This is a genomic window from Bradyrhizobium sp. F1.13.3, from assembly GCF_040548265.1.
GTDB lineage: Bacteria > Pseudomonadota > Alphaproteobacteria > Rhizobiales > Xanthobacteraceae > Bradyrhizobium.
This window is the reverse complement of record NZ_JBEPRI010000001.1, coordinates 194,011-220,939: the sequence shown is the minus strand read 5'-3', so window position 1 is coordinate 220,939 and position 26,929 is coordinate 194,011. Positions and strand designations below refer to the sequence as shown.

Below are 26,929 nucleotides of genomic sequence, written 5' to 3'. Positions count from 1 at the left end.
ACTGACCGCAGTCAGCATGAGCTGAGGCGCAGGCATCCCAACTGCGCTGTAAGTGTCGCCTCTAGACGGTTCGTCCAGCTGCGCAAAAAAATATGGCGCAGCGCAAATCCCGCCCCTATGGTCTCCCAAAATCATAAATCCGGCGCTCGCCTGCGCTGGAACCGGGACGCCTGCGTTTGTCAAAGCTCACTTTGCCGGTCCGGCTCGCTCTTCTGGTCACGGGAACGATGTTGCCGCTGATCGTCTTCGCGGTCGGTATTGCCGTCTACAATTACAAGCAGGACCGCAACGACGCGACCCGCCGCGTGCTGGAGAACGTGCGCAGCATGCGCCTCGTGCTGGACTCCGAGGTGCAGCGGATGACCGGCGGCCTGCAGGTGCTTGCGCTGACGAATTCGCTGCGCAATGACGACTTCCAGAATTTCCGCCGCATCGCGCTCGGCTTCGTCGATCAGTACGGCAAGGGCGGCCTCGTGTTGATTTCCGATCGCAAGGGCCGGCTGTTGTTTTCCTCCGCGACCGAGGACACCGCGAGCCTGCCGCCACGCGGTCATCTCGAGGTCATCGAGAAGGTGTTTGCGACCAGATCGCCGCAATATTCCGACCTGTTCACCGGCGCGATCAACGGCCGGCAGGTTCTTACGGTCGAGGTTCCGGTGCTCCGCGACGGCGAAGTGATCTACGACCTCTGCTTCAGCCCGCCCGTCAGCATCTTTCAGGACCTGGTCGAGAAGCAACGGCCCGACCGGGATTGGACGGTTTCCCTGCTCGACACCAAGGCCTTCGTATTCGCGCGCACGCCAAATCCGACGGAGACGTTCGGCAAACGGGCTACGGGCACACTGTATGAGAGTATGTTGCGCACGCCGGAAGCCGCACTCTCGACGGTTTCGCTCGACGGTGTTGCGTTGTCCACCGTCTATACGAGGTCACGGCTGACCGGCTGGACCATCGTGGCCGGCGTCGCCGAGAGCTCGCTGATCGCGCCGCTCTGGCGCAACATCGCGATCACCAGCCTGATCGGCGGCATCCTGCTGCTGACCGGCCTGACCTTCGCGGTCAGGATGGCAACCACGATCGCGCGCGGCGAGATGCTGCACAATCTCCTGATCGACGAGCTCAACCATCGCGTCAAGAACACGCTCGCCTTGATGCAGGCGATCGCAGTGCAGACTTTCCGCAGTGCCAGCCGGGACGAGCGGACGAAATTCGAGGGTCGGCTGGGCGCGCTGGCCGAAGCGCACAATTTGCTGAGCCAGGAGAAATGGGCGGGCTCCGAGCTGCGGGAGGTGATCACCCGCGCGCTACAGCCGTTCCTGCTAAACAATCCAGAGCGCATCCGCATGGCAGGCCCCGCGGTGCCGCTGTCGCCGCGGCTCGCCGTGGTGCTGTCGATGATCGTGCACGAGATCGCCACCAATGCCGCGAAATACGGTGCGCTGTCCAACGAGACCGGCCGGGTGACGCTGGAGTGGGAGGTCCTTGCTGAGGCGCCAAAGCCGCGGCTGCGCCTGATCTGGACCGAGATCGGCGGACCGCCGGTGACGGCGCCGGTGCAGCGCGGCTTCGGCTCACGCCTGATCGAGCGCAGCGCTCGCGACCAGCTCGGCGGCGAGGCAACGGTCGACTTTCTGCCCCGCGGCGTGGTCTGCACGGTGATTTGCACGCTGGACGAGGCGCGGTGAACGGAGACATCGGCGATGAAGATTGCAAGCATTCGCACGCACATCCTCGAAGCAAAGCTGTCGCAGCCCTTTGCCTATTCGCGCGCCTGGTACGACACACGCACCGCGATGCTCGTCGAGATCGAGACCGATAACGGCCTTGTCGGCTGGGGCGAATGCTATGGGCCTGCCCGCATCACGGCGGCGGTGGTGCAAAGTGTCGCGCCGTGGCTGATCGGCGAGGATCCGTTGCGCACGGACGTACTGTGGCAGATGGTCTACGCGCGCTTGCGCGATCACGGCCAGAAGGGCGTCGTGATCCAGGGGATGAGCGGTATCGACATCGCGCTCTGGGACATCAAGGGCAAGCATTTTGGCGTACCCGTGCATCAGCTTCTTGGCGGCGCCGCGCGCAAGCAGGTTGCGGCCTATGCAACCGGTCTCTACCGGCGCAGGTCAGGCGATCCGCTCGAATATCTGCCGGAAGAAGCGGCGGGTTATGCCGCCGAGGGATTCCGCGCCGTGAAGCTGAAAGTCGGCTTCGGAATCGTCGAGGATGCCGCAGTCACCCGCGCGGTGCGCGAAGCGATCGGCCCCGATGTCGCGCTGATGGTCGATGCGAACCACGCCTATGACGCGGTCGCGGCGATCCGGCTCGGCCGCCTGATCGAGCGCCATGACATCGGATGGTTCGAGGAGCCGGTGCCGCCTGAGGACATAGCGGGCTATCGCGCGGTGAAATCCGCGCTCACGATTCCGGTCGCTGGCGGCGAATGCGAATTCACGCGCTTCGGCTTCCGCGAACTGTTCGTCTCGCACGCGCTTGACATCGCCCAGCCCGACACCTGCGCGGCAGGTGGTTTGAGCGAATGCAAGAAGATTGCCGACATGAGCGAGGCGTTCGGCATCCGCTACAATCCGCACGTCTGGGGCACCGGCATCGCGATCGCCGCCTCGCTCCAGCTCCTCGCCGTGCTGCCCTCGCACACGCCGACTTCGCTGTCACCGCTCGAGCCGATGCTGGAATTCGACCGCACCGAACATCCGATCCGGCAGGCGATTTTAAAGGAGCCGATCGAGCACGCGAAGGGCATCGTGCGAGTCCCGGACGGCCCGGGACTTGGCATCGAGATCGATCGCGGGGCGTTTGCGCGATTTGCGGCGAATTAACGCATGGACTTGCCTCGCCGGCGCCGAACTGGGCCGCCTCGCGGCCCAGTTCGTGTGTCCGCCGGATCGCCAAACCTCTAGACGGTCGAGATGCCGTCGATCGGGCTGATATCCCCGACAAAGCGCAGCAGGTCGGCCATCGTGAATTCGCCCGGCACTTTTGATGGAAGTGTTGGCTTCCAGCTCTTGCCCTTGAGCCAAAGGTACGATTGACGATCGCCATGGACGAGGCCGACAAAAACCTCGGCAAGAAGCGTCGCTCCAACCGGTCCGAGCCTTTCGCCGCCGCCCCGCTGCTCCGCCTCCTTGAGGATGTAGTACCAGAGCGGGGTGTGTTCGTGCAGACCATGCGTCTTCGCTACCGCACCGTCGGTCCCCTTCGAGATTTCGGCCGGCGTCAGAGGATTTTTGATTTTCATGGCCTTGGCGATGTCCTGCCCGGACGGCAATCCCAACAGCACCCCGCGCTTGAGATTTCGGAACGGCAGGCTGCTGCCGTCACCAGGCAAGGTGTGGAGTTGCGGCACGACAAAGGGGTCGATCTTGCGAGACGGATTGAATGCAACACCTGGCGGATTGGACGGCAGAATCTCGTGGAAGCGGCGCCAGTCAATAATCCAGTTGCTTGAGAGCACCGGAAGCGGGAGCGGCGGTTGAATCGGATTGGGCGCGAGATCTCCGATGATTCCTCCCGAAAGCCCTGTAAACTTGAACAGCAGATCGAGCGTCGCAGGAACGACGCCGCCAGGCGTGAAGATTCTGTTGTGGCTATAGACCTCGCGGACCATGCTGTGGCCGAGACGGTAGACCGCGGCGGAAAACTCAACAGGCATGTAGGGTGTCTTCTTGAAGCGGTAGAAGCGCCGTCCCTGCTCGAGGATCTTCGCCACCATGCCTTTTTCGGTGATCCGCTCCACAAAATCGTGCAAGACCATCCATTGATAGTGCCAGGTGACCATCCGGCGCGCTTCTTCGAAGATCTCGCCCTGCGGCTTGCCTGACGCAGCGAGCTGATCGCAGACCTTGTTGTGAAACTTCAGCATCGCAAGGTGAGTTTGCGCAACCAGCAGATTCTCGTCATTGCGATGGTCGCCGATCAGGGCAAACCCTTCGGGACTGCGCGGAAGGTCGTTACGATGATCTCCCGTGATGTTACCGGCACCGACGTTGACGGTTTTGCCGATCAGCAGCTTGGGACCCGGGCTCTTGCCATTGTCGCTCGCCGAATTGCGCGCGTACAAATGGCGACTTCCGTCCGGTCCCAGACCGTAGACGCTGTCGAGATCGAGCGCCGGTGTACGAAAATTCTCGACGGCCGTTGGATCGGCCTCCTTGTCGCCAAAGGAGGTCAGATCCAGTGTGATGTCATGATCGATGAATTGCCCGAGATAGGTAAAGCCGGCAGGTACGTTGGCACTGTTTCCCGTGGGATCGCCTGGGGTGGGATCCTTCATCGCATCGGCGAGTGCATGGAGCGGACCGTCGTCGACGGCCAGCGGTTCGAGAGTCGGAAACATCCGACCAAACATGCCCGGATCTTCGTGTCCGGAAAGCGTATCCAGAAATTGCCGCGTCGGGTGACGTCCGGCTTTGCCATGACCGGGTTGAACGTTGACTTCGGTTCCCATCGATTGCTCCTGCGCAAAATGCTGTGAGGAAGAGGGGCGCCGGGATTGTCGATTGGTCAAAAATTCTCGTTTCAGTATACGCTTTTGAAATTTGCCCCTCTGGGTGCAGTAGAATGAAATATTACCTCAGATTGCATCCGAAGTGTGTCCTTGCGGGCGAGGCGTTTTGCCCCACCCGGACCCGCTCAGTTGATCGCCTAGCGCTTCGCGGCGAACCGCGCCCAGATCTCGGCGTCGGTGTAAAAGTCGACGCCGCCATCCAGATCTCTCACGAGCCACTCGCCGAGATAGACAATTTGAGCGCCGCTGCGCCGCTCGTGCCGGAGCTCGAACTTTCCTTCGTCATCCCTTTGGAGCGAGCAGGTTGACTGGACCCAATTCGGCCACTCCGGCAACGGTTGACCTACAAATTGCCAGGCAACCAAAGCGACGTTGTTCGACAAGGATTCTAAGAGCAGTGTCTTGGTCACGAGATCTCCACGATGCGGTTTCCGCTCCTCCAACGTCTCGGGATGGAAAAGGTTTGATTTCGTTGGGCTCCGCAGTGCGAGCATGGCCGGAGGTCCTCAACGGTTCCTTTCAGGTTTCATCCGTGAAAACCCGGTCTCCCGCTGGTGCGTCCGCTGCGCCCTAACCGAACGTCTGCAACGCCGGAAACGTCTCCAGCAGCCAGATGCTCACATTCGAGACCGCGCCGGTGAGAAATCCAATGCCGGTGATCACCATCAGGACGCCCATGGCGCGCTCGACATTGACGAGATGGCCCTTCATGCGCGCGAACAGGGTGGAAAACTGCTCGATCATCAGGGCGGCGATCAGGAAGGGAATGCCGAGGCCGGCCGAATAGACCGCGAGCAGGCCGGCGCCCTTGGCCACCGTCGCTTCGGCCGCGGCGACCGAGAGGATCGCGGCGAGGATCGGGCCGATGCAGGGCGTCCAGCCGAAGGCGAAGGCGAGCCCCATCACATAAGCGCCCCAGAGGCCGACGGGCTTGGGCGCGGTCAAGCGTCCCTCGCGCATCAACAGACCGATTCGCGTCAGGCCCAGGAAGTGCAGGCCCATGACGATGATGACGATGCCGGCGAGGATCGAGAGTTCGGCCGACCAGGCGCGGATCAGCCCGCCGATCAGCGAGGCGCTGGCGCCGAGCGCCACGAACACCGTGGAGAAGCCGAGCACGAACAGGAGCGCCGACATCATGATCGCGCGTTTGGAGACTGATGCGGGCTCGTCGCTTTCGACATGCTCGATCGTCGCGCCCGTCAAATAGATCAGGTAGGGCGGGACCAGCGGCAGGACGCAAGGGGAGAGGAAGCTGACGAGGCCGGCAATCAGCGCCGCCGGGATCGAAACATTTTGCATGATGCAGTCGGAGCCATCTCAGGCGCCGATGCGGCGCGCGGGGAATGCGCGCGGCCCGGAGCCGAACCGGCTCTGGTGTAGCCGATGCGAGCGAATGCGCAACTGAGGCGCTCAAAACCAGGGCTCCTCCCGATGCCGTCTGTGATCACAGATGCGGCATCGGGACACGCACAAATCTCGCCAAAAAGCGAGGCTCGGCGGCGCGGCTACTTCACCACGCGGAGCAGCGGACGCCGGGGCTGGTCCTGCGTCTGCTTGGAGGGGGGCTGCGGTTCGCTGGTCGCGCTCCGCAACATTTCGTCGCACAGTGCCTTGAGATCGGCACTGTCAATTCCTTTGAGTTTCATCCGCACGTCCAGGATGACAATGGACAGCAGCTCGGCCGACTCGCGGCTGTTGCTCTCGTTGAGCACCCGGCGGCACTCTTCGAGCGTTTCCAGCACCGACTGCAATTGTTCGTCTGAATGCGACACCGGCGTTCTTTCCGCTAATTCGGCCTGTGAGACGTGGTTGTGACGACCTCTTTGGCCCCCATGGAGCGTCGAGGATAACACGAGGCCACTGCGCCCCCGAACATGATTTCAGTGTGTTTCTGCCTTGAAACCGCGGTTCCGGCGCGTGCCGCTTCGCCCCGCCGGCCGTCGTCGAAGCGCTCAGTCGTCGAACGCTCGATCGTAAAACACTCGGTGGTAAAACGCTCGGTGGTAAAACGCTTGGCGTACTGCAATTGATCCATCTCGGAAGGCGGCACCGGCTCGCGCGCAAGGACGTTCATTGCGGACAGCGCCGACGATCCCGCAGCCATGTCACGGCTCACAACGGAACTCACGCCACACCCCTCATGCGGGCGATGGTTTGCCCGATTTCCAACCCTTGTTCCCAGTCCTGGCAGCACCAGAATACCACTGCGGCGCAGTAAGGATGACGTTCAAAACTCGTCGTTCCCCAACCCGCCGTGGTTGTGGTTTGCCCAAGATTCTGCCAGTTTAGCGACCCGAAGGGACTTGTATGCACTCCTTGGCGGAAAGGGGCGTTCCACTGGAGGAACGCCCAAAGACAAACATCAGCGGCCTGTCGGACTGGGATGCGGCGCGCATTTTCCTGGAAGTCGTCCGATGCGGAAGTTTCCGCTCGGCGGCCGAGCGCCTGTCGCTGTCGATCAACGCCGTCCGCCGCCGGATCGATGATTTCGAACGCCAGACCGGCACCACCCTGTTCACCCGCGACGTCCACGGCACCCGTCTGACCGACGAAGGCGCGCTGGTGGTCTCCGCCGTCGAGAAAATGGAGGCGGCTGCCTTCGACGTGCTGCGCACCAGCGATTCGACAGCGAACGCCCTGTCCGGCGAAGTCCGCGTCGCAGTCACCGAGGGACTTGGCACATTCTGGCTCGCCCCGCGACTGGTCGAATTCCAGCAGGCCTATCCGAAGATCCTGGTCGACCTGCACTGCGCGATGCGCTCGGCCGACGTCTCCCGCCACGAGGCCGACGTCGCCATTCACCTGTCGCGGCCTTCCGCGCTCGACGTCAAGCTGGTGCGGCTCGGCCGCATGCATCTGATGTTCTGGGCCTCTGAGAAATACATTTCAAAACATGGCGCGCCGCGCTCGGCGATGGAGTTGATCAAGCACCGCCTGGTGCTGCAGTTCGCCGACCAGCTCGACGCCAAGCAAACTTTCGAGAGCTTCTTCCCCGGCGTTCCGGAGCGTGACCTTCTGGTCATGAAGACCAACGTCTCGAGCGCCAATTACTGGGCGGTCGCGAATGGCGCCGGAATCGGCGTATTCCCGAGCTACGCCGTTGCGCTTGGCGGGAAGTTGATTCCACTGGAGATCGAGCTGAACAGATCGCTGGATATCTGGTTGTCCTACCACCCTGGTAGCGGCCGGATTCCGCGCGTGCGGCACATGATTGACTGGCTGATCGAAGCCTTCAATCCGGCGCGTTTCCCGTGGTTTAAGGAAGAGTTCGTGCACCCGCATGAATTCAAGGACGAGTATATGGGCGAACCCCTGACCCAGCTCTTCGGGGGGTTTTCAACCGAAGACCGATGAGAAAAAAGATGAAGACAGCGGCGAAGAGAATGAAGCAGCGCAGTGCCGGCAAGCCGGACATTGAGCTGGGCAAGCGGATCCGTCTGCGGCGCGTCGAGATGAAGGTCTCGCAGGCCGAGCTCGGCGAGAAGCTCGGCGTCAGCTTCCAGCAGGTCCAGAAGTACGAGAAGGGCGTCAATCGCGTCGGCGCAGCCCGGCTTCAGCAGATCGCCACCGCCCTCGATGTGCCCGTGACCTTCTTCTATGACGGCGACAACAAGGCGCGCGAAGTCGAGAGCCTGCTCTTCCTGGACTCGGCCTTCAGCCTCCGCCTGCTGCGCGCCTATAGCAAGATCAAGGACCAGACGGTGCAGCGTCAGCTCGTCTCGCTGATGGAATCGATCGCAGCGAACGAAGCCTGAGCCGATCGGCGCCCGCGCCTTTCCGCCCGATGTTCAATCCGCCGCGTCACGGGGCGCGGCTGGATTGGACGAGACCCGGACGAGATCTATCCGGCCCGCGTGCTTGCGCGGACTTCTCGGGGCGGCATGACCGCCCCTTTTTGTTGACCATTTTTCCCGCCGTCGCCCGCAGTTTGCGCGAACCCATTCCGGCCCTGTCGCGACCCAATCCAGAGACCGCCGCCCGGCGTCCGGAGCTCGCGATGCGCCGTGCTTAAGGGAGCCGCAACCGGGAGGCGCTAGCCTCCCGCCGATTTCTCGAATCAGCGCGACGACCGGGAATTGCCGATGCGAGCCCCCGTCCGGGCCTCGTTCTCATGGGAAAGATGGGACACATGTCGAAACGCCATGCGATGATCATTGCCGTCGGCATGCTTGCGAGCGCCTCCGCGCTTGCTCAGACCGAGACCATTGGACAGGCCGGGCCCAAGCCGGCGACTGCGGCTGGCACGGTGCCGGCCACCGCCAATCCGGCCCACGCAGCCGCACCGAAAACTGCAGCGCCGGCGTCCGCTTCGACGGCAGAGAGCCGCTCGGCCGCCGCGCTCGCGCTGACGCACGAGCCGACCTATGACGAGGGCTCCGCCCAGCGCATCAAGGATACGGCGCTGAGCTATTCTGATCTCGCCGTGCGCGGCGGCTGGCCGGCGATCCCGGCAGACGCCAAATTCGCGCCCGGCGCCCAGGGCACCAATGACGATCTCCTGCGCAAGCGGCTGATCGTCTCCGGCGATCTTGCCGCCGACAAGGCGAGCGGCGCCTTCGACCAGGATCTCGCCGACGCCGTGAAACGCTTCCAGGCCCGCCACGGCCTCGCGCCGACCGGAACGATGACGCCCCGCACGATCGCGGCGATGAACGTGCCGGTGCAGAAGCGCATCCGACAGCTGGAGGCTTCGCTGCAGCGGCTCGAGAACATGAATTTCGGCTTCGGCCAGCGCTATGTCGTCGTCAACATCCCCGCCGCCTTCGCCGAAGCGATCGAGAACGACGTCGTGGTGAGGCGCTATCGCGTGATCGTCGGCAAGACCGAAAAGCCCTCGCCGACGCTGACGACCCAGATCAGCAGCGTCGTTCTCAATCCGACCTGGACGGTGCCCGCCTCGATCGCCAAGACCGAGATCTCCGCGCATATGCGTAAGGACCCCACCTATCTGTCGCGCATGCACATGGAGGTGCTCGACGCCCACGACAATCCGATCGACCCAAATTCGGTCGACTGGTCGGGCACGCATACGCCGAATTTCACCGTGCGCCAGCACAACGGCACGTTCAACGCGCTCGGCGCGGTCAAGATCGACATGCCGAATTCCTATTCGGTCTACATGCACGACACCAACCAGCGCAATCTGTTCAGCGACGATTACCGCTTCGATTCTCATGGCTGCTCGCGCGTCGATAATGTGCGCGATCTCGCCGCCTGGCTCTTGAAGGACCAGCCGAAATGGAGCCGCGCCGCGATCGACGCGGGCATCGCCAGCGGCCAGCATCTCGAGGTCGCTATGGCGAAGAAAGTGCCGGTGGCCTGGATCTACCTCACGGCGTGGATGACCAAAGACCAGACCGTCCAGTTCCGCAACGACGTCTATCACCAGGACGAGCAGCTGCTGGAGGCCACCGCCGAAGAGGCGGCATTCTTCAGCAGTGCCGGCAGCCATCCGTTAACGGCGCACATGACGAGATAGACCGCGCCATGCAATCGCGGCACAGGCGGCTGCAAAGCCACCTCCGTTGCCGCGGTTGACCCTGGCCTCGCCCCGGCCGAACATTGCGCCTCGCCAACGAAAGCGAGCGCGATGTCCGACATATCAAGCACGACCGAAATTCCCTACGCCGACGGCAAGATCCTCAAGCACACAGCCGGTGGCGTCGGCGTGATCACCTTTAACAATCCCGACAAGCGCAATGCGATGTCGCTGGAGATGTGGGAGGGATTTGGCGAGGCGTTGACAGCCTTGCGCGACGACGCTGCCGTGCGGGTCGTGATCCTGCGCGGCGCCGGCGGCAAGGCCTTCGTGTCGGGCGCCGACATCAGCCAGTTCGAGAAGACGCGCCACAACGCAGCTGCCTCCGAGGAATACGCAAAACGCAGCGCCGCCCAGCGCGCGCTGCTTGCCGATTATCCCAAGCCGACGATTGCCTGTATCCAGGGTTTCTGTCTCGGCGGCGGCATGCAGGTGGCAATGCTCGCCGACATCCGCATCGCCTCCCATGGAAGCCAGTTCGGCATTCCCGCGGCGAAACTCGGCATCGCCTACGGTTATGATGGATTGAAGCACCTGGTGTCGCTGGTCGGACCGTCCTGGGCCCGGCTCCTGATGTACACGGGCATGCGCATCGATTCCACCGAAGCGCTGCGCATCGGGCTGGTCGAGCGGGTGGTTCCGGAGGATCAGCTCTGGGGTGAGACCATGGCGATCGCCGAGACGATCTCGCAAAATGCGCCGCTCGCGATCAAGGCCGCCAAGCTCACCATCGCGCAGGTGCTGAAGGACGAAAGCGCGCGCGACATGGAGGCGATCAGGGCGGTCGGCAACGCCTGCATGGACAGTGGCGATTTTCGCGAGGGCCGGCAGGCCTTCATGCAGAAGCGCAAGCCGCAGTTCCAGGGACGGTGACTCCGTCGCGAGCAAAATGAAACAATCCAGAGTGCCTTTGCCTGCTTCGTCGCTTGGCTCGTCGCGATGACGGCAGGCAACGTGAACATGCATTCAGGAAGATTAAATTCCCACGCCCCTGCAACACCATAGCAACCAGCTGATTTGCTGGAAGTTCTCTCGCCATCAAACGAGGGAGATTGCGATGAAACTGAAATTTGCTGTTCTCGGGCTGGCTGCCCTGGGCGGCGCAGCGCTCGCGTCAGGACAGGCACTCGCGGCGATGCCGAACGGCATTCCGCAGGCCGACCGTATCGCGAGCGGCCCGGCAGCCGAAGTCGATCAGGTTCGTTGGGTGTGTAACCCGTGGGGCCGCTGCTTCTGGCGTCCGAACTATTATGGGGCCTACGGCTATTACGGCGGCCCGCGACGCTTCTACGGTCCACGTCCGTGGGGCTGGGGCGGTCACCGCCACTGGCGTCGCTGGTGAATTGCGAGGGGCCGGGAGGCCCCTCTTCCTTGACTATAGCGCCTCGAGCACCGCCTTCGTGATGTCGGCGGTGCCGTTGCTGCCGCCGAACTCCATCGGCTTGAGGCCGCCGGCGTAGACCTTGTCCACGGCGCGCTCAATTTGCTCGCCGGCCTCAGCGGCGCCTTCGACGCCGTGCTTGTCGGCGAGCCAGTCCAGCATCATTGCAGCCGACAGGATCATCCCGGTGGGATTGGCCTTGCCCTGCCCCATGATGTCGGGCGCGGTGCCGTGGCACGGCTGGAACACGGCATATTTGTCCCCGATGTCGGCCGACGGCGCCATGCCGAGGCCGCCGATCAGGCTCGCGGTGATGTCGGAGACGATGTCGCCGAACATGTTCTCCATCACCATCACGTCGAAGTCCCAGGGGCGCTTCACCAGCATCGCCGAGCAGGCATCGACATAGAGCCGGTCGGTCTTCACCTCCGGATGACGCTTGGCGATCTCGTCGAAAATACCGCGGAAGAACGCAAAGGCCTTGAACACGTTCGCCTTGTCGACGCAAGCCAGCATCCCCGGCTTGCCGCGCGCCTTGCGCCGCTCGGCGAGGCGAAACGAGAACTCGAACAGGCGCTCGGACGTCTTGCGCGTGATCACCATGGTTTCGCGCGCGTCCTCGTGGGTGACGACGCCCTTGCCCATCGAGGCGAACAGGCCCTCGGTGGACTCCCTGATCACGACGAGATCGATTCCACGCTGGTCGGCGCCGACGATCGGGCTCGGCACGCCCGGAATGAGCCGCGCCGGGCGCACACCGGCATAGAGATCGAAGATGAAGCGCAGCTCGATCTGCGGCGCGATCTCAGTGTTATCAGGATAGCGCACCGACGGCAGGCCGCATGCGCCGAGCAGGATCGCGTCCGCCTCCTCGCACAGCTTGATCGTGGTATCGGGCATCGATTTGCCGGTGGCGAGATAGTTGGTGGCGCCCGCCGGCGCCTCGGTGAGGCGGAAGCTCAGGCCGGATTTCGTCTCGATCTTGCGCAAGACTTCGATGGCCGGCGCCATGACTTCGGGACCGATGCCGTCACCGGCGAGCACGGCAATGTGGAAGGCGTTATTTGCGGACATGGAAAGCCTCAGGAGGAGCGAGCTAAGTCGTCATTGCGAGCGAAGCGAAGCAATCCAGAACTGCATCTGCGGAGACAATCTGGATTGCTTCGTCGCTTCGCTCCTCGCAATGACGGAGGATGGAGCGTTGGTTACGGCGTCAGCACCGTGCGGCCAACCACCGCGCCCTGCTGCAACTGCACCAGCGCGTCGTTGGCCTTGGCGAGCGGCTGCCGCGTCACGGGGATCGGCGCTATGTTCTTCGCTCGCACGAGGTCGAGCAGTTCCTGCGTCTCGCGTAGATTGCCGACGTAGCTGCCCTGGATCGTCACCGCCTTGATCGGAATCAGCGGCAGCGCCCAGGTCGCTCCGCCGCCGAACAGGCCGACGATGACGAGCTTGCCGCCCTTGGTCAGACAGTCGAAGCCGAGTTGCGTGGTGGCGGCGTTGCCGACGAGATCAAGCACGGCGCGGATGGGACCACCGGCTTTCTTGGCAAGCTGCTCCAGCGCGTCGGGCGCCTTGGGATCGACGGTCGCGAGCGCGCCGGCTTGCTCCGCAGCTTCGCGTTTCTTCGTGTCGATATCGATCATGATCGCGCCCTTGCCACCCATCGCCTTCAGCAGCGACAGTGCCATCAGGCCGAGTCCGCCGGCGCCGAACATCACGATCGGCGTGTCGAAGTGCTGCTCGAGCTTCTTCAGCGCGCTGTAGGTCGTGACGCCCGAGCAGGCGTAGGGCGCAGCCGACGCGGGATCGAGGCCTCTAAGATTGAGCAGATAGCGCGGATGCGGCACCAGCATGTGGTCGGAATAGCCACCGTCGCAATAGACACCGAGCGAGCGTGGCGTCAGGCACATATTCTCATCGCCGGCGAGGCAGGTCGCGCATTTGCCGCAACCGATCCAGGGATAGACCAGCCCGACATCGCCGATCTTCACATCGCCCTGGTCCGACGACTTCACGTCCGGGCCGAAGGCAAGGACCTCGCCGACGGTCTCGTGCCCCATGGTCAGCGGCAGGTTGATGCCGCGGTCCTTCAGCGACAGCGGCTTGCGACCGTGGCCGAGATCGTAGCCGCCTTCCCAGATGTGGAGGTCGCTGTGGCAGACGCCGGCGGCCTTGACCTTGATGAGCACCTGCGTGCCGGACGGCTGCGGCGTCGCTTCGTCGAACTCCTGCAGCGGTGCCTTGAAATCGGCGACCTTGAAACTTTTCATCGGTGTCCTCCCGGATACTTTTCTTATCGCCGCCACCATCGCATGGGCGGCAGAACGAGACAAACTCGGACCTGTCTAGTTTAGGCCGACGGATGATGGCAAGCCGACCACACGCAAAGCCGCATTGCTCGCTGCACGAAGCTGTCCGTCAGCTTTGCGCGGCTGTTTTGCCTGACGGAATTGGTCCATCGTCGGGGAGCCCGATCTCCGCGCGCAGCCGGTCCGTGTGCTCGCCAAGCACGGCCATCGTCTTGCCCGGTGCCGTGTCGGCACCGGTCATCCGGAACGGCAGATTGAGGACCTGGAACGAGCCGCCTCCGTCTTCTACAGACGAGAGCGCCTCACGATGCGCGAGTTGCGGATCGGCCAGCGCCTCGGACACGGTGCGGTAGGCCGAAGCCGGCACGCCCGCCGCACCTAGCGCGACAAGACAGGCCTCGGTCGAGAGCTGCCGCGACCAGGCCTCGACACCGTCCATCAAGTCGGCCCAATGGTCGCGACGCGCGGCGTAGGTGGCGAAGCGCGGATCGGAGATCCATTCGGGGCGGCCGATCACCCCCATCAGTCCCTGAAACGTCTTCTCGCTGGCAACCGTGATCATGACATAACCGCTCGCGGTCTCAGTCGGCCCAAACATCGGGCGCGGCGGCGGCTTCACGGTGAACTGCGAGTTCTGCAACTCGATCACCGTCAGCGTCAGCATCGATTCGAGCATGGAAACGTCGATGTGCTGGCCGAGCCCGGTGACCGTTCGCTGGTAGAGCGCCGACGCGATCGCGCCGAACCCGTAGGTGCCGGTGACGACGTCGGCATGGTAGATGCCGCAATAATCCGGGCGGCTGCGGCCGGGCTGGTAGGCGAGATGCGCCATGTCGTAGCCGGAGGCTGCATGGATCACCGGCGCATAGGCCGGCAGTTCGGCCGACGGGCCGCTCTGGCCGTAGCCGGAGATCGAGCAGTAGATCAGCTTCGGGTTGATGGCGCGCATTCTGTCGTAGTCGAGCCGCAGCCGGTGCATCACGCCGGGGCGGAAGTTCTCGACCAGGATGTCGGCGGTCGCGGCCAGCCGGCGGACCGCCTCCTTGCCGTCCTCGGACTTGAGGTCGAGCACGACGCTCTTCTTGCCGACATTGAGCTGGCCGAACACGGTGCTGCAGCCCTTGCGCAGCGGCGGCCGGGTCCGCATCGTCTCGCCGCCGTCGGTCTCGATCTTGATGACCTCGGCGCCCATGTCGGCGAGCATGCGCGCACAGTGGGGGCCGGCGATGGTGGTCGAAAAATCCAGGACCCTGAGGCCGGCAAAGGCCTTTGTCGTCGTCCCCTCATGCTTATCTGATAGCTGCATGCCTGCTTGCGCCCTCGGGTCACTAGGAACTTATCGAAGTTCTCTGTTGTTGGTGCGCCGACCCTAGAGCGCGGCGCCTGAGTAGGAAAGTCTTTACCGAAGAGACACGTCTCACGGGCGGGCTTGGGAAATCCGGGGCAACTGGACCCGTTCTTGCACAGCAGCAATCGGGCTCCGGCAGAGGGCAGCAGTTCTTGAGGGTCTTGTTCGTTACAACGGAGATGGACGACTTTGTCCGCGTTGGCGGACTCGGAGCCGTTTCCGCTGCACTCCCCCGAGCCCTTCGTCCCTTCGCCGACATCCGGGTCATGCTGCCCGGCTATCGCGACATCATCGAACAACTCACGCATATTCAGATCGTTGGCCGCTGTCCGGCGTTCGCGGAGATGCCGGCCTGCTCGCTCGGCCGCGCCGCGACCAAGGACGGCCTGCCGGTCTATGTGCTGCTGTGCTCGCAACTTTACGACCGGCCCGGCAACCCCTATGGCGACGAGTCCGGGCGCGACTGGCCCGACAACGACATCCGTTTCGCGCGCTTTGCCTCGGCCGCCGCTGAGCTCGCGATGGGCACGCTGGACAAGGATTGGGCAGCAGACCTGATCCATGCCAATGACTGGCAGGCTTCGCTCGTGCCGGCCTACCTCGCCTGGCGCGGCTCCAAGCTGCCGTCGATCCTGACCATTCACAACCTCGCCTATCAGGGCCTCTTCCCGAAGGACTCGCTGCGGCGGATCGGCGCACCGGAGAGCTCCTTCCACATCGACGGCGTCGAGTTCTACGACCAGCTCTCCTTTCTCAAGGCCGGACTGGTCTACGCCTCGCATCTCACCACAGTCAGCGGCACCTATGCGCGGGAGATCACCACGGATGAATTCGGCTGCGGGCTCGAAGGCCTGCTTCGAGTCCGCTCCGACGCGGCCGAGCTCACCGGCATCCTCAACGGCATCGACGAGAGCTGGGACCCCCGCTCCTGCGCTCAGCTTGCCCAGCAGTTCGGCGCCGGCGACTGGATCGGCAAGAAGGCCAACGCGGACTATGTTCGCAAGCAGTTCGGGCTTGCGGTGTCGCGCGGCCCGATGTTCGGCATCGTCGCCCGGCTGGTGCACCAGAAGGGTATCGACCTCGTGCTGGCGGCAGCCGACGAGATCGTCGATGCCGGCGGGCAGATCGTGGTCACCGGCTCCGGCGAGCCGGCGCTCGAACAGGCGCTGATCGACGCGCATCGCCGACGCCCTGACGCGATCGGGGTCGTGATCGGCTTCAACGACGCCCAGGCGCGCCGCATCTTCGCCGGCAGCGACTTCACATTGATGCCGTCGCGCTTCGAGCCCTGCGGGCTCAGCCAGATGTACGCCCAGCGCTTCGGCTCGCTGCCGATCGGCCATCAGACCGGCGGCCTCGCCGAGACCATTACCGACGGCGAAACCGGCTTCCTGTTCTCAAAACCTTCGCACGAATCCTTCCTCGGGGGCGTCCGCCGCGCGTTCTCCGCCTTCATGGCGCAGGACCAGCTCGACACCATGCGTCGCAGTGCGATGGGACGCTCGTTCTCCTGGAGCATCCCGGCCGGCAGCTACAACGCACTGTACCGGAAGTTGGCGGCGGTGTGAGAAGCGGGGTCGCAAATGGATCAGCGCGGGAAGGGGTGAAGTCCTCCGCGGCTGCCACAAACCACTGTCATTGCGAGGAGCCCTTGCGACGAAGCAATCCAGGCTGCTGCCATGGAAACAGTCTGGATTGCTTCGCTACGCTCGCAATGACGAGGAAACACTGTCCGATCCAGACTCTGTTGAGGCACCGTGTCATCCAGTCCGGCTGCGGCTCGCCGCGCAACCGCGCTTGCGCTTCCTGGTAGGGACCGACATAGCGCAACCGGTCTGGCAATTTGGGGTAGACGCGCCGTATCCATCGGAGCGCATTTTCGGCTGCCCTCTCATCGCGCTCATCAAGTTCGAACCGAAACCCAACACGCAGGCGTTCCGGCAGCAGGCTTGCCGTGAGCGCGCGATACCAGCGCGGCGGACGCAACCACGGGCGCGCGCCACCAAAGATCTGCGCGGCGATCTCGCGCGCGGCCGGGCTGGCGGTCAGCGTGTCTGACTGCGCCATCGCCGCCGTATAGGCCGCAAAGTCAGCCCAGTCCGCCGCCAGATCATCGCCGGTCAATCCGAACAACGCGCCGAACGTCCGACTCTCGGTCCAATAGCGTTCGCGATTCTCCGCCGAGAGCGGCGGCAAAACCAGATCATGCGCCATCAGCGCGGTCTCGACCAGCGTGGCATGAACCCAGCGCAGCGACGGGATGTCGTTGGCACAGTAGCGCGAGCCTGCCGCGAACGGACCGACAGTCTCCGGCATCTCGCCGACGATCATGCTGTGGCGCCGGTGCAATTGCCGCGACGACAACAGCGCGCGGTCAAGCGAGCCGAACACCATGGCAAAGACAATATCGAAGGTGCGATGGAAGCGGCCAATCGGATCAGCCAAGGTTTTCGAATGCTCGGCGATGGCGGCGGCGACCCAGGGATGCGCGAGTTGAAGGAGCAGCGCCCGCCCCGCGCCGAGGAAGATCACGGCCTCGCGGTCGATCTGCCAGGTCACCGTATCAGGACCGAACACGCCGGCAACCGGTCCCGCCATATCAGCACGGACGTGATCAAGCGCCAGTTCCAGATCGCTTCCCGACACCACTTACATGGCCTTTCAGCTGCGGACGAAGATCGACGATCCGCAAGGCCTGTGGCATTTCGATGATGGCGGACGATCGCTTGCGGCCCTACTCCGCCGCCATCGGCATCTCGTCCATATGCTCGTGCAGCACCACGCCGGCAAGCGGATCGAATTCGCCGATCCACGGTTTTCGCGCGAGCACCGACCTCGTGTGGGCATAGCCGGCATGCCAGCGCCGCGTGATCCCCGACGGGCTGAAGTCGATATCCTTGGTGTGGGTCTCGCGATCGAGTTGCGGCGCCAGCAGCCGCACGACATGCATACGGGTCGGACAGCCGTAGCTCATCAGCTCCCTCACCGCGGCATCGCCGCGCTCGCTCTCAGGCAGGCGTTCCGCAAGCTGGTTGATGACATGGCGCAGGCGATGGGCCTGCTGCTGGCGTTCGATCTGGCTCGCGATCCGACTCGAATACATCACATCCTTGTGCCGGTTCAGCACCTCCGCCATCGTGGTCGGCTCGGCGCCGACGGGATTCCACAGATGCACGGAGAAGATCAGCGAATTCTTGCGCGGATTGTCGTCGAACACCGCTTCCGTCGGCGTATTCGAGAGGATGCCTCCGTCCCAATAGAGTTCGCCATCGATCCGCACTGCCGGGAATGCCGGGGGCAATGCGCCCGAAGCCATGACATGCTTCACCGTCAGCTCACCGTCGCGGCTGTCGAAATAGCGCATCTGGCTGGTGCCGACATGCGCCGCACCCACCGTCAGCCGCGGCGCGCAGCGATTGGCCAGATCGAAATCGACCAGCTCGCGCAGCGTCTCCTCTAGAGGCCCAGTGGAATAGAATCCGGCGTGATCGGCGCCGAGCGGATAGGAATCGCCGGCATGCGCCAGCGGATTGGGCCGGAAGAACCCTGGAATGCCGTGGGTCACGGCCGACCAATAGGCAAGCTTCTCGTTGAAGCCGGGAAATGAGGTGGGCCACTCCCAGACCGGCTTCTGTTCCATCCGCTTCCAGAACTCCCTCAAGCGCGCGAGCCGGTGCTCCGGCGCATTACCCGCAATAAGACTGGCATTGATGGCACCGATCGAGGTGCCGATGATCCAGTCCGGCTCGATGCCGGCCTCGTGCAGCGCCTGGTAGACGCCCGCCTGGTAGGAGCCTAACGCACCGCCGCCTTGAAGCACGAGGACGACCTGCCCGGGCAGGTCCTTGCGCTGAATGTTATTCTGCGTGCCGTTCATGGTTCGCTCCTGATCAGCCTGCACTGCTCCGAGATTCGCTGCCGGCCGCGACTTGTTACGCCGGCTCATGTTAATGCGCGGTCCAGCCGCCGTCGACCGGCAGCGCGACGCCGGTGATCGAAACCGCCGCGTCAGTCGAGAGGAATACCGCGAGCGCGCCGAGCTCCTCGACCGTGGCAAAGCGCTTGTTGGGCTGTTGGGCCAGCAGCACGTCGCGGATCACCTGGTCGCGCGAGATTCCGTGCGCCTTGGCCTGCCCATCGATCTGCGCCTCGACCAGGGGCGTATAGACGTAGCCGGGACAGATCGCGTTGCAGGTAATGCCCTCTTCTGCCGTCTCCAGCGCGGTCACCTTGGTGAGCCCGACGATGCCGTGCTTGGCGGCGACGTAGGCCGCCTTGAACGGCGAGCCGACGAGACCATGAGCGGAAGCAATGTTGATAATCCGGCCGAACCCGTTCTGTCGCATTGCGGGCAGCGCGAGCCGCGTGGTGTGGAAGGCCGACGACAGATTGATCGCGAGGATCTGGTCCCATTTCTCGACCGGAAACTGCTCCAGCGGCGCAACGTGCTGGATACCGGCATTATTGATCAAGATATCCAGGCGGCCGGCCTGCGCAACCGTCGCCGCGATCATCTCGGCGATCGAATTCGGCCTGGTCATGTCGGCCGGCGAAAATCTTGCTTTGACGCCGAACTCCGCCGCGATCTGCTCGGGCGTCCTGTCGAGCTCGGCCGCCACACCAAGGCCGTTCAGCACGATGTCGGCGCCGGCCGCGGCAAGTGCCCGCGCGATACCGAGGCCGATGCCACTGGTTGAGCCCGTGACCAGCGCAACCTTGCCCGCGAGCGCCCGGGCGGCGGACGTCTGCGGCTTGACGGACATATTCACTGGCAAAATCCTCCGACATGACGACTGGTGTTGAGCCGACTGTGAAGCATCGCCCGGTTTGACGGAAATGCCCGTTGGCTTCCGAAACCATGCCCGTGCGCTATTGCGGCCGGGATGTCATTCTCCGCCCCGATCGGCTAGCCTCCGACCGGTCTTGCTGGAGAGCCGATCCATGGAAATGCATCAGGTCCGCTATTTCCTCGCGGTGGCGCAACTCTTGAACTTCACGCGTGCCGCCGAGGACTGCAACGTGACCCAGCCTTCGCTGACGCGCGCGATCAAGCAGCTCGAGGCCGAGCTCGGCGGCGATCTGTTTCGCCGCGAACGACCCGCAGCGCAATTGACCGAGCTTGGCCAGCGCATGCATCCGCTGCTGAAGCAGTGTTTTGATGCGGCCACCGGCGCACGCTCGCTGGCCTCCTCTTTCCGCAGCGGCGAGATCGGCGCGCTTCGCGTCGCGCTGACGCATTCGATTGATCTTTCGCTCCTCATCCCGCATCTCAACCAGATCAAACGGCAGTTCAACCGGCTCGAATTCCGCTTCCTGCGCGGCTCGAGTCGTGAAGTGGCCGACTTGCTGAAGAAGGGCGAGGCCGAGCTCGGGATTGCCGCCGACATCGACGAGGCCTGGGAGCGGCTCGATGTCTGGCCGCTGTTCACCGAGAACTTCGAGCTCGTGGTCAGCGACGGACACCGCCTCGCCGGCCGCAGCAGCATCGAACTGGACGATTTGCGCGCAGAGCAGCTGTTGAGCCGGACGTTTTGCGAGCATTCCCGCCGCATCTCCGCGAGCCTGCGCGAGCACGGCATCGCCGTCGAACAGGGTCACGAAATTTCGAACGAGCGCGACCTGATAGAGCTGGTCGAGGCCGACATCGGCGTCGCCATGGTGCCGCACACCTCGCCCGTTCCGGAGACGCTGACGCGCGCTGCGGTCGCCGGGCTGGACGCCCGTCGCACCGTCAGCCTCTACGGGGTGGCCGGCCGACAGCGCACGGCAGTGGCCAATGCCGTGATGCGCATGCTGCGCGGTGCGGATTGGCGGGAGATTGCAGGCTAGCAGCGACGCTCGCTGCCAGCCCTTTAGGCCTCCCTGCTCGCGCCTTCCAATGCTTCAAGCAGATCATCGATCTCCATTCGCTTGCGGAAGTCCGGATCGACGAAGCGGGCTTTCACGAGACCGTCGCGACCAACGACGAACACGGCCGGGATCGGCAGCATCCAGCCATCATTGCCGTGGAATTTCGCCATGTCCTGGTAGGACAACAGGCTCTGGATCTCGGCACCGAGCCAGATCGCGAGATTGAGCGACAGCGCATAGCCGTTGTCGAGGTCGGTCAGGATCGGAAATGGCGCATCAGCTTCCGCTTTGAGCTGCTGGGTGTATTCCTGCGTCTCCGGCATGACCGCGACGATGCGCGCGCCCATGGACTCGATGCGATCCAGCGCTTGGACCACCGCACGGACATTGAGCCGACAATAAGGGCACCAATGGCCGCGGAAAAACATCACGGCGACCGGCCCGCTCTCGATCAGTGAGGACAGCGCAACGAGACGCCCGCTCTCGTCCGGCAACATGAACGGCGGCATCGCCTCGCCCGGACGCGGCGCGGTCTCGCCGCCGCCGCTTCCATTCAATCTCGTCACCAGATGATCGACGGCCTCGCCATAGGCCGGGAACACGTCGCGGCTGGCGTCGGCATAGGCGCGGAGCTGCTCGTTCAGCGTGCCATCCATGTCACGGCAGCGCTGGAAGGCGAGTTTGAGCCGCTCGGCATCGGCCGGCGAGAGAGAGGTCATCTTGCGCTCCAGCGTTCAGAGGACGAATATTAGGTGCCCGATCCGGCCGCCCGCAAGGGGCGGCCGTCATGCGCGCGCGATCAGTTCACGTAGAAATTGCCGGTCGGATCCAGCCGCCCCGAGGTGGAATAAAGCGATCCGTTGTCCATGAAGAAGACGGTGTTGTCGGGGACCTTCTTGGCGCTCTTCATCATGGCCTCGTGGTTCTTCTCGGCCGGGGCCATGGCCATTGCCGACATCTTGCCGGGTCCGCCATACATGTAGGCCATACCGGCCTTGAAGTCCCATGTCGCCTCCGAGAAAGCCGATGTGGCGATGACCGCGAACGCGGCCGTGGCAATCAAGGTCTTGGACAATTTCGTCATGAGATGCTCCTCCGGATTGACGTGAACGCCCGCCAATTGGGCGCCCTGCCATCGAACGCCAATCGCGCGGGAAGCGGAAATGCCGATCCCCAATCGGTTCGATAGCGAGCGCGTATCGGGGCCGATAGCGCCGGTCTATCGCAGCGAGAGCGAAAGAGCATTTCAGAACGAGCGCCCTCTCGACGAAAGTCCCGACATAGCCGGCGACCGTTGCGGTTGCGGCCAACACAGGAGACGTCCCGATGTTCAAGCATCACACATTGTCGCGCGCGGTCTGGCCCGGCCTTGCCATCCTCGGCGTATTGACATTCTCGGCACAGCCAGTCTTCGCCGGCGAATGCCCGGCCGACAAGGTCAAGCCAAACGCGCACCAGATGGTCGATTACAAGCCGGTCGGCGTCACCGACGTCACGCTCGGCGCCATCGACCTCGGCAAGCAGCCGGCACACATTGAAGGCCGCGAGCTGCGCTTCCGCAAGCTCACCATCGAGCCCGGCGGCGTCGTGCCCTGGCACAGCCATGACGACCGCCCTGCTTTGATCTTCGTGCAGCAAGGCGAGATCGTCGAACACGCTTCCAACTGTGTCGATCCGATCGTGCACAAGGCCGGCGACATCCGCCCGGAAGTATCCGGCACCTCGCATTGGTGGAAGAACCTCGGCAAGGAAACGGTCATCCTCTACGTCGGCGACGTCCGCAAGGATCCGCACGACCACAACACACAACATGTAACGGGCGCCCCGGCCCCAGCCTGATCGTTGCCGATGTGGCACCCGGATCTTCATGCCGCCGGCATGCCGGGTGCCACATCTTTCACAGGAGACGCGACGCCATGACCGATCTTTCCGCGCCCATCAAGCCGAGCGCGATGGCAACGGATGAGCATTCCGCGCGACCCATACTCCGCACGCTCGTCATTGGATTGATCGCATTCCTGACCGTCGTCGATCTCTTCGCGACACAGGCAATCCTGCCCTCGCTGACCCGCCACTACGGCGTCACCCCGGCCGCGATGAGCCTGGCCGTCAACGCCAGCACGTTCGGTATGGCGGTCGCAGGCCTCGTTGTCGGCTTTCTCAGCCCGCACATCGACAGGCGAACCGGCATCCTGCTCAGCCTGACCCTGCTCGCGATTCCGACGAGCCTGCTGGCGACTGCGCCCAATCTTGCCGTCTTCACCGGCCTGCGGGTAGCACAGGGCCTCTGCATGGCATCCGCCTTCGCGTTGACATTGGCTCATCTCGGCGAACAATGCAGCGCAATGGATTCCGGCGGCGCCTTTGCCGCCTACATCACGGGAAACGTCGCCAGCAATCTCGTCGGCCGGCTGATCTCGGCCGCGATCGCCGATAGCCTTGGCCTGGCATGGAATTTCTACTTCTTCGCGGCGCTCAATCTGGCCGGCGCCGCACTGGTCTATTTCACCATTGCGCGCGTACAGCCGATGCGGGCAACGACGCCGACGGCATCGGCGTTTGCCGCGACGATCGCGCAGTGGCGGGATCCACGGCTGCGAGCCGCCTATGGCATCGGCTTCTGCATCCTGTTCGCATTCATCGGTACCTTCACATTCATCAATTTCGTTCTGGTTCGACCACCGCTGTCGCTGGGCATGATGGACCTCGGCCTCGTTTACTTCGTCTTCCTGCCGTCGGTGGTCACGACGCTGCTGGCGGGCAGAGTGGCATCACGCCTCGGAACGCGTCCGACGATCTGGGGCTCGCTCGCCATCGCCGGGATCGGCCTGCCGTTGATGCTGGTCGCACACCTGGGCGCGGTCCTCGCCGGGATGGTTCTGGTCGGCATCGGCACCTTTTGCGCGCAAGCCGCTGCGACAGGATTCGTAGGACAGGCTGCGGCTGAAAACCGCGGCATCGCCAGCGGCACCTATCTCGCCTGCTATTTCTGTGGCGGGCTCATCGGCACGGCCGTCCTCGGCCGACTGTTCGACGCGTTTGGCTGGGATGCCTGCGTGGCCGGGGTAGGCGTGGCGCTTGCGGTCGCGGCCCTGCTGACGCTCGCCTTGAGGCGCTAGCGCTTGGCCGGCGCCTCCTGCGGCGGCTCGTCGTCGGCGATGGCGCGCCAGGCGGCGCCGTCGAGATCGTCGTACTGGCCGCTTCGAAGCGACCAGAGGAAGGCGGCGAGACCGGCGAGACCGAGCATCAGCGCCAGCGGCACCAGGATGACCAGGATTTCCATCACACGATCTCCCGCGAGGCGCCGCGCGCACGCAGCGAGTTCAGCATCACCAGGATCGACGATCCGCTCATGGCGGCAGCCGCGATCAGGGGTGTCACGACGCCGCTGATCGCGACCGGCACCGCGAGGACATTGTAGCCGATCGCGAGCCAGAGATTTTGCCGCATCAAGCGCAGCGCCTTGCGTGAAGCGTCGATGGCGGCGACGACCGGGGCCAGCGGCCGGCCGAGGAAGACGAGATCGGCGGTCGCCTGGCTCAGATGCGCGGCCGAGATCGGCGACATCGAGACGTGGGCCGCCGCCAGCGACGGCGCATCGTTCATGCCGTCGCCGACCATCAGGACCTTCATGCCCCGCTGCTTCAAGACCTCGATTCGCGCGATCTTGTCGGCCGGCGTCACCCCGGCCCGCCATTCGGAGATGCTCAGCGCATGGGCCGCGGCGATCACCGCCGGTTCACGGTCGCCGGAGAGAATCTCGATGCCGATATTGCGCGCCTTGAGCGCCGCGATCACAGCCTGCGCATCGGGACGGAGGCCCTGGCGCACAGATAGGATGAATCTTTCGCTGCCCTTGCTGAAAGCCACGACGGAAGCTTCGGGATCGAGATTTGTCACGTCGGAAACCAGCGTCTCGGCGCCGCAGAAGGACGGACGGCCGAGGCGAATCTCGATGCCATCGACCACAGCGCGCACCCCCTGGCCGGACTCCTCGATCGCGCCGACGATCGGCGATCTGGCGTCGGAGGCCTGCGCGACCGCGGCGGCGACCGGATGATGGCTCGACAGCGCGAGCCGCCCGGCAAGCTCGAAGACATCAGCGGGGATATCGGCCGCATTCATCACTTCGAGATCGGGCAGCGTCAGCGTGCCGGTCTTGTCGAAGATCACGTGGTCGGCTTCTGCGAGACGCTCTATGGCATCGCCGGAGTTCAGCAGGACACCCGCCTTGAACATCGCGCCCGAGGCCACCGTCTGCACCGTCGGGATGGCGAGTCCGAGCGCGCAGGGACAGGTGATGATCAGCACCGCGACGCCGGTCACGATCGCATCATGCCAGCCGGCGCCCGCAATGACCCAGCCGAGGATAGTGATGAGCGCGGTGGCATGCACCACGGGCGCATAGAGTCGCGAGGCGCGGTCTGCGAGCCGCATGTAGCGCGAGCGCGCTTGCAGCGCATTGTCGAGCAGCCGCGTGATCTCGGCGAGCAGCGTCGCCTCGGAGGCCGCCGAGACCCGCACCCGCAGGCTGCCTGAGATGTTCATCGATCCCGCATAGACCGGCGTGCCCTGCTCGGCCGTGACATAGAGCGTCTCGCCGGTGATCAGGCTCTGGTCGATTTCGGAACGGCCCTCGATCACGGTGCCGTCGACCGCGCAGCGCTCGCCGGGTCGCAGCAGCACGATGTCGCCGGGATAGATCGCGGCCACCGGCACTTGAGATATCTCGCCAGGCCCGACGAACTTGGCCGCGGTCTCCGCCTTGAGCGCGGCGAGATTGCCCGCGACCGCGCGGGTCCGCCGCCGCATGTTCTGGTCGAGAAAGCGGCCGACCAGGAGGAAAGTGAGCAGCATGATCGCCGCGTCGAAATAGGCGTGCTCGGCGTGGTTGATGGTCTCGACCACGGACATGCCCAGCGCCAGCGTCACGCCGATCGAGATCGGCACGTCCATATTGGTGGTCCTGGCCGACAGCGCGCGCCAGGCCGAGCGGAAGAACGGCTGGCCGGCATAGGCCGCCGCCGGCAGCGCGATCAGCGCCGACAGCCAGTGGAAGAAATCGCGCTGCTCCGGCAGCATGTCCGAGACGTTGCCGGACCACACCGGGATCGACAGCATCATCACGTTCATGGTGGCGAATGCGGCGATGCCGAGGCAGCGCAGCAGGAAGCGCGATTCGGCGACCTCGGTCGCTTCCGCGCTCTCGGTCTCGTAAGGATAGGCCCTGTAGCCGAGCTCTTCGAGGCGATCGATGAAGCGGGCCGGATCGAGCGTGCCCGCCTTCCATTCCAGCGCAACGCGCCGGTCGGTGAGGTTCACGCGGGCCAGCGTGACGTCGGGAATCGCGGATAGCCCGCGCTCGATCTTGGCCATGCAGCCGGCACAGTGAACGCCCTCGACCGCGAGATCGATGTGCTGGACGCCCTCGCCCGCAGTCCGGACGTAATGCGAAAAGTCCCGCGAGACGTGCATGGCAAAATCCTTCAGTTCAGGATCACGCGGTTGCGCGACATGAACACGCGCGTTCCCCGCGCCTCGCCCTCGATCACCAGATCCCACTGGCCCGGCGCGACCGATGCGGCATTGCCGCGATAGAGGCCGATGCCGGCTTCCGAGAGCTCGACGGCGAGATCGGCGCGCTTGTCGGTCGGCCGCTCCAGGCGGCCGCCGAATTTCAGCCCGGCGATCGGCTGTCCGCTCGCGTCGCGCGCCTCGACCTGAAGCACGGCGGCGCCATCGGCGCGGCGCTCGACATGGGCGTTGACCTTCCATTTTCGCGCGGTCTGGTCCTGGGCCGCCGATATCTCGCGGTCATAGGTGAGGCCCGCGGCATAGGGGCTGTCGACGTCCGTGCCCGGCAGCGTCGCGATCGCGAGCTTCATCATGGTCACGTTGACGCCGATCACGACGCCGAAGAAGGCGACCAGCATCAGAAACACTTTGGTTCCGGTCAGCGGCTTGGTTGCCATGG

27 protein-coding genes are annotated in these 26,929 nt (G+C 64.1%); 11 read left to right on the top strand and 16 right to left on the bottom strand.

What is annotated here, in order from left to right:
- Nucleotides 1–227: 227 nt before the first annotated feature.
- Together ABIB66_RS01070 and ABIB66_RS01065 are read left to right on the top strand one after the other, a co-directional pair.
- On the top strand, nt 228–1,685 hold the full coding sequence (locus ABIB66_RS01070; RefSeq protein ID WP_354207354.1) for a sensor histidine kinase: 1,458 nt from the start codon (nt 228–230) through the stop codon (nt 1,683–1,685).
- A gap of 15 nt (nt 1,686–1,700) precedes the next feature.
- Nucleotides 1,701–2,834 (top strand): mandelate racemase/muconate lactonizing enzyme family protein, encoded by a 1,134-nt coding sequence (locus ABIB66_RS01065; RefSeq protein ID WP_354207217.1) that lies wholly within the window; start codon nt 1,701–1,703, stop codon nt 2,832–2,834.
- A gap of 77 nt (nt 2,835–2,911) precedes the next feature.
- Here ABIB66_RS01065 and ABIB66_RS01060 read toward each other — a convergent pair whose 3' ends face one another.
- From ABIB66_RS01060 to ABIB66_RS01040, 5 genes are all read right to left on the bottom strand, one after another.
- Nucleotides 2,912–4,462 carry a peroxidase family protein gene (locus ABIB66_RS01060; RefSeq protein WP_354056623.1) on the bottom strand — a complete coding sequence of 517 codons (1,551 nt, stop codon included), beginning with the start codon at nt 4,460–4,462 and terminating at the stop codon, nt 2,912–2,914.
- A gap of 197 nt (nt 4,463–4,659) precedes the next feature.
- Nucleotides 4,660–4,932 (bottom strand): hypothetical protein, encoded by a 273-nt coding sequence (locus tag ABIB66_RS01055; RefSeq protein ID WP_354207220.1) that lies wholly within the window; start codon nt 4,930–4,932, stop codon nt 4,660–4,662.
- Between the two features lie 160 nt (nt 4,933–5,092).
- Nucleotides 5,093–5,824 (bottom strand): cytochrome c biogenesis CcdA family protein, encoded by a 732-nt coding sequence (locus ABIB66_RS01050; RefSeq protein WP_354056625.1) that lies wholly within the window; start codon nt 5,822–5,824, stop codon nt 5,093–5,095.
- A gap of 206 nt (nt 5,825–6,030) precedes the next feature.
- Nucleotides 6,031–6,297: a hypothetical protein gene (locus ABIB66_RS01045; RefSeq protein ID WP_106942703.1), complete on the bottom strand. Its 267-nt coding sequence runs from the start codon at nt 6,295–6,297 to the stop codon at nt 6,031–6,033.
- Nucleotides 6,298–6,311: 14 nt separating this feature from the next.
- Nucleotides 6,312–6,629 (bottom strand): hypothetical protein, encoded by a 318-nt coding sequence (locus ABIB66_RS01040; protein WP_354207223.1) that lies wholly within the window; start codon nt 6,627–6,629, stop codon nt 6,312–6,314.
- Between the two features lie 203 nt (nt 6,630–6,832).
- Between ABIB66_RS01040 and ABIB66_RS01035 the strand changes: the two genes are divergently transcribed.
- The 5 genes from ABIB66_RS01035 to ABIB66_RS01015 all read left to right on the top strand — a co-directional run bounded on the left by ABIB66_RS01035 (nt 6,833) and on the right by ABIB66_RS01015 (nt 11,406).
- On the top strand, nt 6,833–7,879 hold the full coding sequence (locus ABIB66_RS01035) for a LysR family transcriptional regulator (protein WP_275170430.1): 1,047 nt from the start codon (nt 6,833–6,835) through the stop codon (nt 7,877–7,879).
- Between the two features lie 29 nt (nt 7,880–7,908).
- Nucleotides 7,909–8,280: a helix-turn-helix domain-containing protein gene (locus ABIB66_RS01030; protein ID WP_026233304.1), complete on the top strand. Its 372-nt coding sequence runs from the start codon at nt 7,909–7,911 to the stop codon at nt 8,278–8,280.
- Nucleotides 8,281–8,654: 374 nt separating this feature from the next.
- Nucleotides 8,655–10,004 (top strand): L,D-transpeptidase family protein, encoded by a 1,350-nt coding sequence (locus tag ABIB66_RS01025; RefSeq protein ID WP_354207225.1) that lies wholly within the window; start codon nt 8,655–8,657, stop codon nt 10,002–10,004.
- 111 nt (nt 10,005–10,115) lie between these two features.
- On the top strand, nt 10,116–10,937 hold the full coding sequence (locus tag ABIB66_RS01020) for an enoyl-CoA hydratase (RefSeq protein ID WP_354056632.1): 822 nt from the start codon (nt 10,116–10,118) through the stop codon (nt 10,935–10,937).
- A 184-nt stretch (nt 10,938–11,121) separates the two neighbouring features.
- On the top strand, nt 11,122–11,406 hold the full coding sequence (locus tag ABIB66_RS01015) for a hypothetical protein (protein ID WP_354056634.1): 285 nt from the start codon (nt 11,122–11,124) through the stop codon (nt 11,404–11,406).
- Between the two features lie 33 nt (nt 11,407–11,439).
- Here the strand turns inward: ABIB66_RS01015 and ABIB66_RS01010 are convergent, their stop codons facing one another.
- The 3 genes from ABIB66_RS01010 to ABIB66_RS01000 all read right to left on the bottom strand — a co-directional run bounded on the left by ABIB66_RS01010 (nt 11,440) and on the right by ABIB66_RS01000 (nt 15,063).
- On the bottom strand, nt 11,440–12,519 hold the full coding sequence (locus ABIB66_RS01010) for an isocitrate/isopropylmalate dehydrogenase family protein (RefSeq protein ID WP_354056636.1): 1,080 nt from the start codon (nt 12,517–12,519) through the stop codon (nt 11,440–11,442).
- Between the two features lie 131 nt (nt 12,520–12,650).
- Nucleotides 12,651–13,718 carry an alcohol dehydrogenase gene (locus ABIB66_RS01005; protein ID WP_354056638.1) on the bottom strand — a complete coding sequence of 356 codons (1,068 nt, stop codon included), beginning with the start codon at nt 13,716–13,718 and terminating at the stop codon, nt 12,651–12,653.
- 148 nt (nt 13,719–13,866) lie between these two features.
- On the bottom strand, nt 13,867–15,063 hold the full coding sequence (locus tag ABIB66_RS01000; RefSeq protein ID WP_275170424.1) for a CaiB/BaiF CoA transferase family protein: 1,197 nt from the start codon (nt 15,061–15,063) through the stop codon (nt 13,867–13,869).
- A gap of 194 nt (nt 15,064–15,257) precedes the next feature.
- Here ABIB66_RS01000 and glgA point away from each other — a divergent pair, with 194 nt between their 5' ends.
- Nucleotides 15,258–16,673 (top strand): glycogen synthase GlgA, encoded by a 1,416-nt coding sequence (glgA, locus tag ABIB66_RS00995; RefSeq protein WP_275170423.1) that lies wholly within the window; start codon nt 15,258–15,260, stop codon nt 16,671–16,673.
- A 67-nt stretch (nt 16,674–16,740) separates the two neighbouring features.
- Here the strand turns inward: glgA and ABIB66_RS00990 are convergent, their stop codons facing one another.
- The 3 genes from ABIB66_RS00990 to ABIB66_RS00980 all read right to left on the bottom strand — a co-directional run bounded on the left by ABIB66_RS00990 (nt 16,741) and on the right by ABIB66_RS00980 (nt 19,868).
- The gene (locus tag ABIB66_RS00990) at nt 16,741–17,754 is read right to left on the bottom strand and encodes an oxygenase MpaB family protein (protein WP_354254026.1); all 1,014 of its coding nucleotides are present in this window, start codon (nt 17,752–17,754) and stop codon (nt 16,741–16,743) included.
- Nucleotides 17,755–17,839: 85 nt separating this feature from the next.
- Entirely contained in the window at nt 17,840–18,982 is a 1,143-nt protein-coding gene (locus tag ABIB66_RS00985) for a patatin-like phospholipase family protein (protein ID WP_275170421.1), read from the bottom strand.
- Nucleotides 18,983–19,052: 70 nt separating this feature from the next.
- Complete coding sequence (locus ABIB66_RS00980; RefSeq protein ID WP_275170680.1) at nt 19,053–19,868, bottom strand: 3-hydroxybutyrate dehydrogenase; 816 nt, start codon at nt 19,866–19,868, stop codon at nt 19,053–19,055.
- A 178-nt stretch (nt 19,869–20,046) separates the two neighbouring features.
- Here ABIB66_RS00980 and ABIB66_RS00975 point away from each other — a divergent pair, with 178 nt between their 5' ends.
- The gene (locus ABIB66_RS00975; RefSeq protein WP_354207230.1) at nt 20,047–20,934 is read left to right on the top strand and encodes a LysR family transcriptional regulator; all 888 of its coding nucleotides are present in this window, start codon (nt 20,047–20,049) and stop codon (nt 20,932–20,934) included.
- A 23-nt stretch (nt 20,935–20,957) separates the two neighbouring features.
- On the opposite strand, the gene ABIB66_RS00970 is transcribed toward ABIB66_RS00975, so the two are convergent.
- Both ABIB66_RS00970 and ABIB66_RS00965 read right to left on the bottom strand, forming a co-directional pair.
- The gene (locus ABIB66_RS00970) at nt 20,958–21,674 is read right to left on the bottom strand and encodes a peroxiredoxin-like family protein (RefSeq protein WP_354207232.1); all 717 of its coding nucleotides are present in this window, start codon (nt 21,672–21,674) and stop codon (nt 20,958–20,960) included.
- An 80-nt stretch (nt 21,675–21,754) separates the two neighbouring features.
- Nucleotides 21,755–22,039, bottom strand: a complete 285-nt coding sequence (locus tag ABIB66_RS00965) for a hypothetical protein (protein WP_211397066.1) — start codon at nt 22,037–22,039, stop codon at nt 21,755–21,757.
- 242 nt (nt 22,040–22,281) lie between these two features.
- Here ABIB66_RS00965 and ABIB66_RS00960 point away from each other — a divergent pair, with 242 nt between their 5' ends.
- Entirely contained in the window at nt 22,282–22,794 is a 513-nt protein-coding gene (locus tag ABIB66_RS00960; RefSeq protein ID WP_354254024.1) for a cupin domain-containing protein, read from the top strand.
- Between the two features lie 77 nt (nt 22,795–22,871).
- Nucleotides 22,872–24,074 (top strand): MFS transporter, encoded by a 1,203-nt coding sequence (locus ABIB66_RS00955; protein ID WP_354254022.1) that lies wholly within the window; start codon nt 22,872–22,874, stop codon nt 24,072–24,074.
- On the opposite strand, the gene ccoS is transcribed toward ABIB66_RS00955, so the two are convergent.
- Genes ccoS through ABIB66_RS00940 form a run of 3 tightly spaced genes read right to left on the bottom strand, consistent with a single transcriptional unit; the run spans nt 24,071 to nt 26,927 of the window.
- Nucleotides 24,071–24,238, bottom strand: a complete 168-nt coding sequence (gene ccoS / locus ABIB66_RS00950; RefSeq protein WP_007594007.1) for a cbb3-type cytochrome oxidase assembly protein CcoS — start codon at nt 24,236–24,238, stop codon at nt 24,071–24,073. The genes ABIB66_RS00955 and ccoS overlap by 4 nt on opposite strands.
- Nucleotides 24,238–26,430 carry a cation-translocating P-type ATPase gene (locus ABIB66_RS00945; RefSeq protein ID WP_354207238.1) on the bottom strand — a complete coding sequence of 731 codons (2,193 nt, stop codon included), beginning with the start codon at nt 26,428–26,430 and terminating at the stop codon, nt 24,238–24,240. Before ABIB66_RS00945 ends, ccoS begins: the two co-directional genes overlap by 1 nt.
- Before the next feature lie 11 nt (nt 26,431–26,441).
- The gene (locus ABIB66_RS00940; RefSeq protein WP_354207240.1) at nt 26,442–26,927 is read right to left on the bottom strand and encodes a FixH family protein; all 486 of its coding nucleotides are present in this window, start codon (nt 26,925–26,927) and stop codon (nt 26,442–26,444) included.
- Between the last annotated feature and the right edge of the window lie 2 nt (nt 26,928–26,929).